We start from the raw sequence: 14,723 nt of genomic DNA on the forward strand, positions 1-14,723 counted from the left end.
GCGTCTACCGTAAGTATTAAAGAATGATACAGACATTATGCTAGCTGTACCGCTTTGGAGTTGGCATTTGATGACTGAAACCCTTACGTCCGCACCTATGAAGCGTGTTGAAGATTGGAAAGCCCGACTAATTGATTTATCAAAAAGAAATAATCTGCTCCATTTCAAGAAAGGCAAACGAGGCAGCCTCACCATAACCCAACCTGACGCTCAAAAAATCTTTGAGAACCTCGTTATAAAAAAGGCGCATATGGATTTTTGGTCTCCACCCCAAGAAACCCAACCCGCCAAACAGGCAAAAACCAAAACAAAAAGTGCTAAAGCGGAGGCTCAAGCAAAAGCCACAAAACTGCCAGTCCAAACCGTCACGCTCCCTGAGGAACCTAAACGCCCCAGCGCCAACCAACTCGTCTGCGGTAAACTATCCGCCGAAGAACTGGAACGGAGCCTCAAAGGGCTAGAGCGCCGCTCCCTTCAGGATTACCGTGAACGCGGTGTACGTATCCTGTATGCAGCATTTGGTACCCTTAATTGGGTGGATGCGGAAACCAAAGAAAAAGTCCAATCCCCGTTGGTTTTGGTGCCGCTGGAGTTGACAAGGGAAACGTTCCGTCAACCCTACAATATAGCGTTGCCCCCTGTCGAGGACGAAGTTGTTCTTAACCCCGCGTTGGCGGCTAAGCTCAAAAACGACTACAAAATTGACTTGCCGCCTCTACCCGATGAATGGGAAGAACAGAAACTCTCCGACTACTATACAATGGTTTCGCAGGCTGTCGCGCAGGAAAAAACATGGACAATCGAGTCTACAGTGGATTTAGGGTTGTTCTCATTCCAGAAACTAGTCATCTACAAAGACCTCGAATCCAACGCGCAACTAGTTACCCAGCATCCATTTATCCGTGCCATTGCGGGAATCAAAGAAGACAGCTTAATCCAAACGGGATTACCCGACGAGAAAGACGTGGATAAAATCGAGCCGCCAGCCAAAACCTATCAGGTTCTTGACGCTGACAGCAGCCAACGCGTCAGCATCGAATACGCCCTTCATGGACAAAGCTTCGTTATGAAAGGACCGCCTGGCACTGGAAAGAGCCAAACCATCGCCAACATCATTGCCGAATGCATTGCCAACGGCAAAAGCGTACTTTTTGTGAGCGACAAAATGGCGGCGCTTGAAGTTGTGTATAAGCGGCTAAGCGAAGTGGGGCTGGCGCATTTCTGTCTACAAATGCACAGCAGCAAAGCTAACAAACAAGAAGTCGTCGCTGAACTCAAACGGAGCCTCGACGAAACCCTCGTGCCGCGCAAGTTGCCCTCCGAGCATGAGTTTGAACGCCTCACCATGTATCGTGAAGAGCTTAACGGTTACGTGACAGCGATTCATGAAAAACGCCCCTACCTACAGCGTAGCGTCTATGACGTTTTAAGCATCATATCCAGCCTAGAAAGGGTGCCTTTTGTGCCTGTGGGCTTAGCGGATGTGGGGACGCTGACACCACAGAAGATGCTGGAGCTTGAGCAGTTGGTCTCGCAGCTCAGCAAAGTCTGGCAGGTAGTGGAGGAAACCGATTTTCCCTGGGTAGGTTACCTCGCTGACAGATACAACCTTGAAGTCCGAAGCGAACTCCTCACAACCCTCGAGGCTATTGATGATACTCTTCGCTCGCTTGAGGCGGAGGCTGAAGATTTTTCCTCGAAACTGGGGGTTTTTCCGCCTGAAACATTTTCGCGCATACAGTGGCTATTAGATGTGAGCAAATATCTTTCCGAGAGCTCCAAACCTGAAGCCTACTGGTTAACTAACCCTGCCCTTGACGGGCTCCTTGCTGAGGCTAAAGCTTACCTTGAAACCAGCCACTGGATAAAACAAACCCGTCTAGACCTAAACGAACGGTACCACCCACGCCTTTTTGAGTTGCCACTCAACCGCTCCGCCGAACTATCACTGGCATTAGCGGCTTTAAACAATCAGTTACCCGCGGTTAACGTGTCTGAGAGCGATTTTCTGTCTAAACGTGAAAAAATCTACTCTTTCCTGAAATCTTCATCGCTGACGGCACATAAATGGCGAGACACCGCCCAAGCTCTAGCCTCCACGTTGGGACTCGACGGCGCCAACCTAACCATTAAACAACTCAAACAACTCGCCCGCATTGCGTACCTATGTTTCGCGGCTGATAAGCCTGAGCCGCAGTGGTTTGACGCAAAGTACCTTGAGCAAGTCCAAGAAACCGTAACCAAGGCTAGACAAATCTACCAAGAACATCACCTGCTAAAAAGCCGCTTAGATGAAACTTACAGCGACGGCATATACAAACTGCCGCTTGACGAATTCATAGCCAACTACAGCGGCCCTTACCAAGGCGGAATCAAATTATTCAACAGCAAATACCGAAACGACCAAAAAACCCTCGCCGCACTCACCAATGACGGCAAAGTCCCCAAAGACGTCCTCAAAGACCTCATTGATGCCCGCAAGGTTAACTGGCTGCAGGGAAAGATTGAGGCATCCGCCGAAACCGTGCAAACCTTGATGGGACATTATTATCATAAATCCCGCACAGACTTCTCTGGCGCCGAAAAAGCTCTCTCTTTAACGGATGAAATTCGCAAACTAAATTGGGCAACCACTATTCCCGAACCGTTGCTTAAACTGCTAACTAGCCCTGCTGCGCCTTCGCCGATGATAAAGAACCTCGGTGAAGAGTTGCAGGCGACATTGACCAAGTGGGAAGCCCAAGCTAAAGAGGTTGAGGCGTTTTTGCCCATTAAACTGCCTAAATTGGATTTGCCCTTTGCCGAATCCTCCTTGATTCTGCTTGAGGAATGGGCATCTGAAACCGAAAAGCTGCTCCTTTACCTCTGCAACCAAACCAAAGGTATCCTTGCAACCGCCAAAAAAGAACCCGCCAGCTTCAAGCAGCTCCTCGACGACCTCCAAAACGCCGAAACCATCCGCAAAAAAGAAGCCCAAATCATCGGCGAAAAAGTCCAACTTCAACAAAAATACGGCAGCCGCTTCCAAGAACTCCAAACCGACTGGCAAAACATCGTGTCGATGCTGGAATGGTGTAAAACCGTGCAAACAGCCTTTGGAGACATTCCGGTACCGCAGGCGTTTGCTGACCTCGCAGCCCAAGGACCAGACGCAGCCCCCTCCACCGCGGAGCTAGTACAGCAACGCGACATGGCGCAGAAAGCGTTGGCGGATTTCCAAACACGCTTTGACTCAGAGTTGCGCTATCAAAATCAACCCCTTGTAGCCCTCGAAATCGCAATTATACGTGAACGTATCCAAGGACTCCGCGAACGTGTAGATGATGTGCAGGTCTGGATTGACTTTAAAGATACCAAAAACCGCTTTGCGTTGCGTGGTTTGGATGGTTTCTTTGGTCGGTTGGTGGAGCAGAAGATTCCAGCTGAAGATTTACTTGCAGTCTTCCGCAAAGGCGTCTATCAGGAATGGATGAACAACCTCTACGACGAGGATCAAAAGATGGGGCGTTTCCGCCGTGAGAACCATGAGCAGCTTATTGCGGATTTCAAGAAACTCGACCTTGACCTCCTTCACCAAACTTCAAGCATGGTTATTGACGCGGCCAATAGCCGAAAACCCCAAGACATACTCATCCAAGCCGCCGACACCGAAGCCAGCATCCTCCAAAAAGAAGCAGCCAAAAAACGCCGCCTCATGCCCATCCGCACCCTAATGCAGAAAATCCCCAACCTACTCGTCAAACTCAAACCCTGCCTACTCATGAGCCCCATATCGGTAAGCCAGTTTCTGCCACCAGACATGAAATTCGATTTAGTCCTCTTTGATGAGGCTTCCCAGCTTGTCCCCGAAGACGCCATAGGAGCTATCTACCGCGGCAAAACCATCGTGGTTGCAGGCGACAACAAACAGTTGCCACCCACAAGCTTCTTCCAAAAGAACCTCCTCGACGACGTCGATTGGGATGAACTAAGCGACGAAGACGTCGAAGTATTTGACAGCATCCTTGACGAATGCCTCGGCATCGGCTTGCCAGTTAAAACTCTGCGTTGGCATTACCGTAGCAAACATGAAGAACTCATTGCATTCTCAAACCACCGCTTCTACGACGACGGGCTCATCACTTTCCCCGCAGCCAAAGCCCAAACCGACGCTTTAGGAGTCAAACTTGCCCATGTCCCAGACGGCATCTATGACCGCGGAGGCAACCGTGACAACCCCAATGAAGCAAAAAAAGTCGCAGACCTCGTCTTTGAACACTTCAAGAATTACCCCAAAAAGACGCTTGGCGTGGTCACCTTTAGCATTGCACAAATGAATGCTGTCGAAGAAGCAGTTGAAGCGAAACTCCAAGAAAACCCCGAGTTTGAACACTTCTTTAAAGAAGACCGCCTCGAGGGCTTCTTTGTTAAAAACCTTGAGAACGTACAAGGAGACGAACGCGACGTTATCTTCTTTAGCGTAGGCTACGGCTACGACGCAGCGGGACAGATAACAATGAATTTTGGTCCCCTCAACAAACCCGGCGGCGAACGACGCCTCAATGTCGCTGTTACAAGGGCACGCGAAAAAGTCATCTTAATTACCTCCATAAAAGCCGCAGATATCGACGCAGACGTCAAAGCCCTTGGTGTGCAAACCCTTCGCACTTACCTAGACTATGCTGAGCACGGTCCTGAAGCAGCCAATGGCTCAAAAAAAGCCGTTTTCGATTCAGCACTTGACGAGGATGTTTCAGCGGAAATCAAAAAACTCGGCTACAACATCACCGCGCAGGTTGGCTGTAGCGGCTACCGAATTGACATAGGCGTTGTAGACCCCACTAACCCCGGCTCCTATTTGCTCGGTGTAGAATGTGACGGCGCAACCTACCAGTATAGTAATAGCGCAAGGGACCGCGACCGCCTCCGCGAGCAGGTCCTGCGCCAACTGGGTTGGCGTATCCACCGCATCTGGTCACCTGCATGGGTTTCCCGACGTGACAGCGAAATCCGCCGACTCAAAGAAGCCATAGAGCAAGCCCAAAAACAGCAGCTTGACCGAGACGCCCAAAAACCAATCGCCGACGCCTCCGCCCCCCAAACCGACGTGCAGAAAAACACGTATGCGGGCATTGAAAAAATCGGTGTCCCATACAAGGTGTACCCCCTAAAAGCCACCTATAACCCCTACATAAAAGCCGCCCGCGGCAAAGCCAGCGTGGACACTAAAATCAAAAACGAGTTCCATTTCCCCGAAAACCGAGAAAACCAAACAAAACTCCTATCCGAACTAATCACCAACGAAGGCCCCGTCCACTTTGATTATGCTGTAGAGCGATTGGCTGATTCGTGGGGGATTAAGAAGGTTACGCCGAAGATGTCGCATGCCGTCAAAGAAGCCCTCAACAATCTGCTCCGCGAACAGAAAGTCACCCTAAAAGGCAGCTTCCTTTGGTCACCCACACAAAAAGAGACCCCCATCCGCGTGCCCATACCCGGCGTCCCCGAATCCAAACGCAAACCCCAATACATCTCGCCCGAAGAAGTAGAGGCAACAATGAAGCTAATCGCCCAATACGCTCTGGGCATAAGTGATGAATCATTGATTGCAGAAACCGCCAAGGTCTTCGGCGTCAATCACGGCGGCGACGAAGCCAAAACCGTTTTTGCAGAAGCTCTCAAACGGTTGGTTCGGGAGAGAAAACTAGTCTGTAGAGAAGACGGCATTATCTCCGCCGCCTAACCCCCTAATTTTGGTTTAATTTTTTTATTAGCAGGGGCAAATCGGTTAGGGACGTTATGATATAGTTTGCGCCGCTTGTCATAAGTTGCTCTTTGGTGGAAAAGCCCGTAGGGTACCCGACGGATAGGGCTTTCAATTCTTTAGCGCTCTGCATATCTACTGTGCTGTCGCCGACTATGACTGTGGCTTCTTTGGCTGCCTTGAGCGTGTTTAATGCAACCTCAAACTGTTCAATGTGGGGTTTAACGTCTTTTACTTTGTCTCGTGCAACCAAAACCTGGAAGTATTCTGCTATTTTGAATCGGTTGAGGATGTAAGCGGCTGCTTTTTCACTGTTAGAAGTGCATAAGCCAATTTTGAGGTTCAACCGTTGAAGCTCCTTGAGCGTTTCTGCAACGCCTGGAAGCAAACTGGTGGTTTCGGCGGCTTCTAACTCGTATTTTTCGGCAAGCGCCAAAGAGTGAGTGCGGAGTTCCTCGAAGATTTCGGGGTTTTTGGCTTTTCTTGTGTATAGCTGGGTTTTTTTGAGCATCTCAAAGATGCTTTCGTTAACTTTAAGCACGGAGGGTGGGATATTTTTTTGTATGAGGTAGCTGCGGACTTCGCCTCGGAGGGCTTTGTAGTCTAAGTTAAAGGTGGCAAGTGTTCCGTCTAAATCAAATATTACCGCTTCGATGGGCATCTTGGTCTGCTGCTCCATTATGGGTCGTTATAGAACGGGGGGTTAGACGTGCGTGACAAGAGATATACTTTGTGGTAAAACCGCCTTTCGACTCAGCGAACGCTTGTTTGCAGCATTCAAAAAGATGGCTGGGCGGCTACTTGGTTACAATCACTTTTATGGGCTTCTCTTGGGGGTTCTCCACCGCCGCCAAAGCTTTCTCAAAGTCTTCAAGCTTAAACCGATGCGTAATGAGTCCCTTGACGTCGACGAGTTTGCGTGCAATCAACTCAACCGCCAAAGGATACTCCACAGGCGAAATGTACATCGTGAAGAAATGGGCTTCGTCAGCGTCTTCTAAGTTCAAGTAGCCCTTGGATTCCCCGATTAACGCCACTTTGCCTGCTTTACGCACCAGAAAAGGCGTTTGCTCCACAGTTTTTTGGGTGCCTGCTGCTTCAATGACAAAATCTGAGCCCAGTTTGGTGACTTTGCGCACCGTTTTGATAACGTCTTCATTGGCAGCGTTTACGACCACGTCGGCTCCATACTTTTCAGAGAGCTCTAAGCGGTAATCCTCTAAATCCACAGCGATGACTCGGCAGCCATTCATCAAAGCCACTTGTGTCATTAGCAGCCCAATGGCACCCTGTCCAAGCACTGTAACCCAATCACCCAAGTTCGGCTGCAAACTGTTAAGCACCCGAAGCGCTAATGCCACGGGCTCCACCACAGCGGCTTCCTCATCGGAAACCTCTTGGGGGATAGGGATGATGCTTCGGGGCAGCATTGCTTTGGATTCAGCGAAGAAACCGTCGCGGGTTAACCCGTAGAATTTGCCTCGAACACAATAAGTCGGCAAACCGCGCAGACAAAAGAAGCAGTGTCCGCAGTTTACGATGGGCACCATGACTACCCGTTCGCCGTTGTCGGTTCGATTTCCGCAGGCGTCGTGTCCTATGATGCGGCCTTTGCGCATCCATTTCCAGTCGCCACGGTAGATGTGCATGTCGGTTCCGCAGATTCCGCCTGCCTTAAAATTTACCAGCACTTGGTTGGCTTTGACTTTGGGTTCAGCTACATCTTCGATGTGAATTTTTTGTGTTCCGCGATAAACTGCAGCTTTCAAAACCTCGCCTCACCTCTATGTAAGTTGTTTCGCGTATTAAGATTGTTATAGTGTGCTGTGGCAATAGACTAATAACAGTCTTAGAGCTTAGTGGCTGTGATGCGCCTTGAATTTAGATGAATACACAAAAGAGCAGCTTTGGCAGTTGATTGTTGAGTCAGTGCACGCTTCAGTGATGTATCCCACCCATAAAGCCTACACCCGAGACAGCATCTTGCCCCAGAATCCAGCGTTGACGCCACTAGAGCTTGCGGAGCAGTTAGGGATGCCCCTCGGCGAGGCGCTGGTGATTTTAAGTGAGTTAGCGCAGGACAAGAAATAGCTTCAGAGTACGGGTTTTGTTTCGATTAGCTTATATGCCCATTAATCTTTAGATTCAAATGCAGCAGTGAGTGAGAGGCTGCTTTGTTTGTGTTTGTCTGTTTGGAGGTGAATTGCTTGAAGCTTAGTGCACGTAATCAGTTTCGTGGAAAAGTGGTTGAAGTCAAAAAAGGCGTCATTACCGCAGAAATCAAAGTCGAAATCACCATGCCCGTAACAATAACTTCCGTGATTACTAAAGAATCCGCGGATGAATTAGACTTAAAAGTCGGCGACGAAGTGGCTGCAATCGTTAAATCTACTGAGGTTATGATTTCTAAATAATTTTTTCTTTATTTTTTGTCGAAAGAAGGTAAAATAGGAAAAAGAAAGATTGGCTTATTCTACAACGTAACGGTAAGTTACGTGTTCGCCTGCCGTGGTGCTTCTTCGGGTAATCTTGAGGACGTCGCCGGGTTGTGCGCCGATGGCTTTAACTGCGGGGTCGCCAGAGCGGATCTGGGGCATCTGGTAGGGCTGGACTTTGAATTGACCGAGGAGTTGATTCTTTTCTTTTTCGCTTAGAATTTCATGATAGGGAACAAGGGCATGTTCAAAGATGTCGAAAACTGGGAATGATTTTGGTAAGAGTTCAACGTTTTTCTTTTTTGCGCCCAATTTTACGGCGTGGGTGTAGCGGCCTTCGGTGACGACTATGGCTCGTTCTAGCTCTTTTTCTTTCATCACCTTATAGAGGGTGTTCATTGCTGCGATGCCCACGGTGGCTTCGCCAAGGATACACCAAACGATGGCGCGTTCCTTGTCTTGGGGTATGTCAATTATGTAGGCGTAGGCGCCTTCGTATTGTTGCTTCTCGACAAGCTTGTATTTTCTGAGTTTAATCAGAACTTCTGCCTTGCGTTCCTCAATCGTTAACATATTAGTACTCAAGCCACAAACCTCAAAGTGAGAATACTCGCATCCTAAAACAAACCATTTACCCTTAAACTTTTCTCTTCAAAGAGCGGGCGAACCCAACAAAAACACATTTTTTTCGCCTAATTTTTCTTTTTCTGTAGCGCGTTGAATCTAAAAAACGTCTTTGAAGCATATTGCGATTGCATTTGACCTATTAGTAGACCTAGCGCGCTCCCTATTGTAAAGTGTAAATAGACACGGGATTTCTACTGGTTTTCAATATGCTAATGGGCTGGTTTTGCGTCAATAGGACCTACCCCTCTTAGGTTTCTGCATAGAACCACTAATAGGATCCAAATAGGCTGCAAATAGGTTCGTTGAGAGCAAAGAAAGCAGTGAACAACACAATGCAATCGTAGTATGCTAAAACAGTATAAACATTAAAGAAAAGAAGAAAAAAGATTAGACTCTTAGGATAACTTTTTGGGTGAATTGCCCTAATGTTTTGGCGAATTCCTCGATAACCTCAGGCGCGTAGGGCTTGAGTTGTTGGCACTTCTTATCCATCGTATCATCGGGGACGAACTGTTGAAGCGCATGAACTTTCGAGCCTTTAACCAACTCGCCGATGCTCTTTATGTCCTCAAGGGTAACGATTTCTGGAACCAGAGTTGTGCGGAACTCGTAGGCTACAGTGCCGTTTTTGAGTAACTCTATAGAACGGAGCAGGGGTGCTGTGTCAGTAGCGCCGAGTTGGCGGTATTTTTCGAGGCTGGTTTTCACGTCCATCGCAATGTAATCTACGTAGGGCAGGCATTCTTCGAGTACGTCGGGGAAGAAGCCGTTGGTGTCGAGTTTTACGTTGAAGCCGCGTTCTTTGAGTTTAGCCAAGAATTTGGGGAGTTCCTTGTGCATACAGGGTTCCCCGCCTGTTACGACGACGGAGTCGACGTATTTTTTGCGGGTCTCAAGGATTTTTAGTGCTGCGCCTTCGGAAAGAAAGGGAGGCTGGGGGTCCACTGCGATGCGCCAGTTGTGGCAGAAGGGGCAGCGGAGATTGCAGCCTGGAGTGAACAGCACAGTTGCAACATGGTCGGGGTAATCGACTAGGCTAGTTTTTTGTAATCCACTGAACTTCATGAGGGCGTATTCACCTATCACGCAATTAGAGGTGCCGTGTTTTGAATTACTGAACGCTCAAAGGTGTTTCGGATTTTGAATTCGGCTTGTTTTCCGTCGTTCCATTGATCCACAGGTCGCAGGTACCCCACTACGCGGCTGTAAACTTCGCTTTTTGCGCCGCAGACGGGGCAGTTACGGTGTTCGCCAGAGGTGTATCCATGAGTTGGGCAGACGCTAAAGGTCGGAGTCAAGGTGAAGTAGGGCAGTTTAGAGTTCCAGCTGACTTTTTTGATGAGTTCCGCAGCAGCTTTCCATGAATGGATACGTTCGCCTAAGAATATGTGGAATACGGTTCCGCCTGTGTAGAGAGATTGGAGTGTCTCTTGGTGTTCTAGGGCTTCGAAGAGGTCGCCTGAGAAATCAACGGGGAGCTGAGAGCTGTTGGTGTAGAAGGGTTCGGCGTGTTCAGAGACAATTTGTTTTTGGTTGGCAAAGACTATGTCGCGGTAGCGTTTTCGGTCGAGACGTGCGAGGCGGTAGCTGGTGCCTTCGGCGGGGGTGGCTTCGAGGTTGTAGATGCTGCCAGTTTCTTCTTGATAGTCAGCTAGGCGTTTACGCATGAAGTTTAGCATCTTAACTGCGAAAGCTTGACCGTCACGTGTGGAGATGTTTTGTCCCAGAAGGTTTAGTACGGCTTCGTTGACGCCGACTATGCCGATGGTTGAGAAGTGGTTCTTCCAGTATCGGTCATGTCCTTCTTTTACGTGACGCAAGTAGCGGCGGCTGTAGGGATACAAACCGCTCTCGGTGAATGACTCCAGCACTTTGCGTTTGAGTTCTAAGCTGTCTTTTGCGGTATCCATTAAGGTGCTTAAGCGCTCATAGAAGTCATCTTCGTCTTTGGCGAGGTACCCGATGCGGGGGATGTTGAGGGTGACAACGCCGATGCTGCCTGTTAAGGGGTTGGCGCCAAAGAAGCCGCCTCCGCGTTTGCGAAGTTCACGGTTGTCGATTCGGAGTCGACAGCACATGCTGCGGACGTCTTCGGGTTTCATGTCGCTGTTGACAAAGTTGCTGAAGTAGGGGACGCCGTATTTGGCGGTGACTTCAAAGATTGCTTGTGAGACGGGGGAGTCCCAGTCGAAGTCTTTGGTGACATTGTAGGTTGGGATGGGGAAGGTAAAGACGCGTCCTTTGGCGTCGCCTTGCGCCATGACTTTGGCGAAGGCCATGTTGAACATTTCCATCTCTTTGGTCATGCTGCCATAGGTGTCGCCGGTGACTTTGCCGTTGAAGAGGATTGCTTCATCCTTCATGAAGTCAGGGACGGTTAAGTCCAAGGTGAGGTTCGTGAACGGGGTCTGGAAGCCTACACGGGTCGGCACGTTCATGTTGAAGAAGAATTCTTGAAGCGCCTGATCAACGTCTTTTTGGGATAGGTTATCATACTTTATGAAGGGAGCGAGGTAAGTGTCAAAGTTGCTAAACGCCTGTGCACCCGCAGCTTCTCCTTGCAGGGTGTAGAAGAAGTTGACAACTTGACCTAGAGCGGTGCGGAAATGTTTAGCAGGTTTACTCTCGATTTTGCCAGGAACACCGCCGAAGCCCGATAGCAGCAAATCGCTGAGGTCCCAGCCGACGCAGTAGGGTCCTAAGACGCCTAAGTCGTGGATGTGGATGTCTCCTGAGAAGTGAGACGCAGCGATGTCTTCGGGGTAGATGCGGGCTATCCAGTATTTGGCGATAACCGCTGAAGAAAGATAGTTGTTTAGTCCTTGCAGGGAGTAGCTCATGTTGCTGTTTTCTTTGACGCGCCAGTCCGCTAACTCTAGGTATTGGTCCACCATGTCGGAGGAGCTAAGCAGCGCGGCTAATTCGCGCATGTCGTTGTGTTGTTTGCGGTAGAGGATGTAGGCTTTAGCGGTTTGGGCGTGTCCGTTTTCGATGAGGCGTTTTTCGACGATGTCTTGGATTTCTTCGACTGTGGGTACGCCGTCGTCGCCGTAGGTTTTTTGGAGTTCAGCCATTACTTCGTCGCTTATGCGTTTGGCTGTTTCTTTGTCTTTTCCGCCTACAGCACGTGCGGCTTTGTAAATGGCTGTTGTGATTCTTTCTTGATCGAATGGTTCTAATTTACTATCACGTTTTAGGACAAACTTCATGGTTTTTTCACTTCCGAGAGTACTCGCCTGAAATCTTCAGGCTCTTCAAACTGTTTGTATACTGAAGCGAAGCGGATGTAGGCGATACGGTCAACGGTTTTGAGGCGTTTCATGATGGCGTCGCCGATGTCTCTGGAGGGGACTTCTTCGGTTCCTTTGAGCATGAGGTCTTGGCGGACTTGTTCCGCTAACTGGTTGATTTGGGTCATGGAGACGGGCCTTTTTTCGCAGGCTTTCTGTAGGCCGCGGATGATTTTGTTGACGTCGAAGCGTTGAAGGCTGTTGTCTTTTTTGCGGACCATGAGTTCGACGGTTTCGACGTATTCGTAGGTGGTGAAGCGTTTGCCGCAGCTTGTGCATTCCCTGCGTCTGCGTGTGGTGTTTTCGGGGGAGTCTCGGGTTTCGAGGGTTTTTGATTCTTGGGCGTTGCAGTAGGGGCATCTCATATTATATACATGCTCATTGAGTTTATTATTCGTAGTGCCGACAAGCTTACAATAGACACTACATTTAGCGGATATTTAAGTCGTTTTTACATTAAAACGCCAAAACAACCCATAACCCCCAAAGCAGATACCATAAAAAATAAACAAAAAACTAAACATAAAAAAAACCCAAAACGCCCTCAATTCGTAAAAAAACCCGAATCTGCCTAAATAATACTCCAGTTAAGCCTTACGCAAATAATATTAAATAAGAAACCCTTCACAAGACCCCGAAAAACAAACATTTCCAATCTGCCCCCCACAAAAAGGTGAAAGAATGAATCCAAAAATCATCAAACCCAGCATCCTACATGAGTATTTAACCCCCGAACACTGCTATATAGCCGAAAACTACAGTTGCCCAGACGTATCCATCGCACGCGCCACCGTAGAACCCGGCGTCACCACTGTGCCTCACCACCTCAAAGGCGTGCAAGAAATCTACCTCATCGCCTCAGGACAAGGAACCGTAACCGTCGGAGACCTCAAACCCACACCTGTAACGGCTGGCGATGTGGTAGTTATTCCACCCGAAACTTCTCAAAAAATCACCAACACTGGCACCGTCGATTTAGTTTTTCATTGTATCTGCACGCCCCGCTTTACCGAAGAATGCTACGTAAGCGAAGGCGAATAGCCGCCTTGCAGTTGACATATATCAGAATAGGAACTACGCCTTATATGCTAAATTTACCGAGTAGTGTTTGAGAAGAAAGGAGAAGCTTCTCATCCCCCCTACCCTTTACTGCTCAACTTGTTTTAAGGTCATCCATAAAAGGGCTTAAATCCACTGTGGATGTGCCGTTTTGGTCTTTTAGCTGCTGTTTTGCAGGGGGATTTTGGGGGTAGAAGGGTATACGGTGTGTGAATCGGTCCTCGAAGGTAGCTTCAAGCGGGTTCTGATAGAATATGCCTATGGGAATTTTGTCGGGGCCTTCTTGAGCTTTGGTGATGGCAGCGAGTTTCTTTTGGAGCACCTCAGACTCGTCCTTTACCAGAGGGTCAAAGCCTGTGTCAGCGAGTTTATAGAGGCGCGACTGCGATTTGCCCTCGGAGTCTTTGCGGTCTTCACCCGCGTACCAAGCCTTCGTGTTAATATCATTGTAAGTGGGACAGGGCTGCAGACACTCAACAAACGCCAACCCCTTATGTTGAATGGCCTGTTTTATGGTGTCTTTGAGGTGCATAACATCAAAAGCGTAGGCGCGAGCAACAAAAGTGTAACCTGCAATCACAGCCAAAGCAACGGGGTTGATGGCGGCGTTAATGTTGGGTTGAGGCAGACTCTTAGTTTTTAAGCCCAGTTGAAGCGTTGGGGAAGCTTGTCCCTTAGTTAAGCCGTAGACGCCGTTGTTATAGAGCAAATAGGTCATGTCGATGTTGCGTCTTCCCGCGTTTACGAAGTGCCCTGCGCCAATGCCTAGTCCGTCTCCGTCGCCTCCTACGCCTATGACTTCAAGGTGGGGGTTAGCGACTTTGATGCCCATCGCGAAGGGAAGCATTCGTCCATGTAGGGTGTGGACGCCGTTGGCTTTTATGAAATGTGGAGTTTTTGAGGAGTTCCCTACGCCGGAGACGACCACTACGTTGTGGGGTTCGAGCGCTAACTCTGCTAGGGCCATCTCGAGTGCTGTGAGGATGCCGAAGTCGCCGCAGCCGGGGCACCAATCGGCGTAGACATCGGTTTTGTATTCGGAAGGTTTATGCGCCATAGTTTTAGCACCTGCTGAGAAAATTATTGTACATTGTATTGTGCTTGTGGTACTTCTTTTGTGTTTCGGAGCCTACAGACAACCAAGAACATCACTGTGATTTGGGAATAGTCAATATTTATTAATCATGATAGCGCTAAGCCCCTTGTGAAAAAAAATGGTTGCTGTAACAGCATATCATATTTTGATCTACGGAAGCGCCGAAGGATACCAGACAAACAGAGCTCAAATAGCACTTTATAACGGAAACCAAACAGTGGCATACGTTAGATTCAATGACCCCGGCATGGCTTTTGAAAGTGACAGCGAGGTCAACGGCATAATAAAAATGCACCTGCCTTCTACGATGTTCCAAAGCGTAATTGACATTCTACGCAACGAGAAACCCATAAACATCTACTTTGCTCAAGGCCGCGGCTTCTTTGGAACCGCAAGCACAGAACAAGTAGGCGAAGGAGAAGCGTAAAATCGTTTAACGAGGCAAACCAAACCTCGTTTTTTTCTATAAGGTG

At 48.8% G+C, this 14,723-nt stretch carries 12 protein-coding genes and 1 pseudogene; 5 read left to right on the top strand and 8 right to left on the bottom strand.

Features of this window, described 5'->3' with window-relative positions; all coding sequences use genetic code 11:
• Window positions 1-70: 70 nt before the first annotated feature.
• Window positions 71-5,722: a DUF3320 domain-containing protein gene (locus tag NWE92_07745; GenBank protein MCW4029524.1), complete on the top strand. Its 5,652-nt coding sequence runs from the start codon at window positions 71-73 to the stop codon at window positions 5,720-5,722.
• A gap of 4 nt (window positions 5,723-5,726) precedes the next feature.
• Here the strand turns inward: NWE92_07745 and NWE92_07750 are convergent, their stop codons facing one another.
• On the bottom strand, window positions 5,727-6,422 hold the full coding sequence (locus tag NWE92_07750) for an HAD family hydrolase (protein ID MCW4029525.1): 696 nt from the start codon (window positions 6,420-6,422) through the stop codon (window positions 5,727-5,729).
• A 118-nt stretch (window positions 6,423-6,540) separates the two neighbouring features.
• On the bottom strand, window positions 6,541-7,512 hold the full coding sequence (locus tag NWE92_07755) for a zinc-binding dehydrogenase (protein MCW4029526.1): 972 nt from the start codon (window positions 7,510-7,512) through the stop codon (window positions 6,541-6,543).
• Between the two features lie 106 nt (window positions 7,513-7,618).
• On the opposite strand from NWE92_07755, the gene NWE92_07760 reads away from it, so the two are divergent.
• Both NWE92_07760 and NWE92_07765 read left to right on the top strand, forming a co-directional pair.
• A complete protein-coding gene (locus tag NWE92_07760) occupies window positions 7,619-7,834 on the top strand; it encodes a hypothetical protein (protein ID MCW4029527.1) in 216 nt (71 codons plus the stop codon).
• A 116-nt stretch (window positions 7,835-7,950) separates the two neighbouring features.
• Complete coding sequence (locus NWE92_07765; protein MCW4029528.1) at window positions 7,951-8,157, top strand: TOBE domain-containing protein; 207 nt, start codon at window positions 7,951-7,953, stop codon at window positions 8,155-8,157.
• Between the two features lie 54 nt (window positions 8,158-8,211).
• On the opposite strand, the gene NWE92_07770 is transcribed toward NWE92_07765, so the two are convergent.
• From NWE92_07770 to nrdR, 5 genes and pseudogenes are all read right to left on the bottom strand, one after another.
• Window positions 8,212-8,490, bottom strand: coding sequence for a DNA-directed RNA polymerase subunit H (locus NWE92_07770; protein MCW4029529.1), 279 nt, complete (start codon window positions 8,488-8,490; stop codon window positions 8,212-8,214).
• A pseudogene (locus NWE92_07775) lies at window positions 8,470-8,751 on the bottom strand (hypothetical protein). The gene NWE92_07770 and the pseudogene NWE92_07775 overlap by 21 nt, the downstream one beginning before the upstream one ends.
• Before the next feature lie 441 nt (window positions 8,752-9,192).
• Window positions 9,193-9,870: an anaerobic ribonucleoside-triphosphate reductase activating protein gene (locus NWE92_07780; GenBank protein ID MCW4029530.1), complete on the bottom strand. Its 678-nt coding sequence runs from the start codon at window positions 9,868-9,870 to the stop codon at window positions 9,193-9,195.
• Window positions 9,871-9,887: 17 nt separating this feature from the next.
• Complete coding sequence (locus NWE92_07785; GenBank protein ID MCW4029531.1) at window positions 9,888-12,014, bottom strand: ribonucleoside triphosphate reductase; 2,127 nt, start codon at window positions 12,012-12,014, stop codon at window positions 9,888-9,890.
• Window positions 12,011-12,460 carry a transcriptional regulator NrdR gene (gene nrdR / locus NWE92_07790; protein MCW4029532.1) on the bottom strand — a complete coding sequence of 150 codons (450 nt, stop codon included), beginning with the start codon at window positions 12,458-12,460 and terminating at the stop codon, window positions 12,011-12,013. The genes NWE92_07785 and nrdR overlap by 4 nt, the downstream gene beginning before the upstream one ends.
• Window positions 12,461-12,776: 316 nt before the next feature.
• Here nrdR and NWE92_07795 point away from each other — a divergent pair, with 316 nt between their 5' ends.
• Complete coding sequence (locus NWE92_07795; protein MCW4029533.1) at window positions 12,777-13,136, top strand: cupin domain-containing protein; 360 nt, start codon at window positions 12,777-12,779, stop codon at window positions 13,134-13,136.
• A 112-nt stretch (window positions 13,137-13,248) separates the two neighbouring features.
• On the opposite strand, the gene NWE92_07800 is transcribed toward NWE92_07795, so the two are convergent.
• The gene (locus NWE92_07800) at window positions 13,249-14,211 is read right to left on the bottom strand and encodes a 2-oxoacid:ferredoxin oxidoreductase subunit beta (GenBank protein MCW4029534.1); all 963 of its coding nucleotides are present in this window, start codon (window positions 14,209-14,211) and stop codon (window positions 13,249-13,251) included.
• Between the two features lie 157 nt (window positions 14,212-14,368).
• Here NWE92_07800 and NWE92_07805 point away from each other — a divergent pair, with 157 nt between their 5' ends.
• Complete coding sequence (locus tag NWE92_07805; GenBank protein MCW4029535.1) at window positions 14,369-14,677, top strand: hypothetical protein; 309 nt, start codon at window positions 14,369-14,371, stop codon at window positions 14,675-14,677.
• Window positions 14,678-14,723 lie beyond the last annotated feature (46 nt).

This window comes from Candidatus Bathyarchaeota archaeon (assembly GCA_026014745.1).
GTDB lineage: Archaea > Thermoproteota > Bathyarchaeia > Bathyarchaeales > Bathycorpusculaceae > Bathycorpusculum.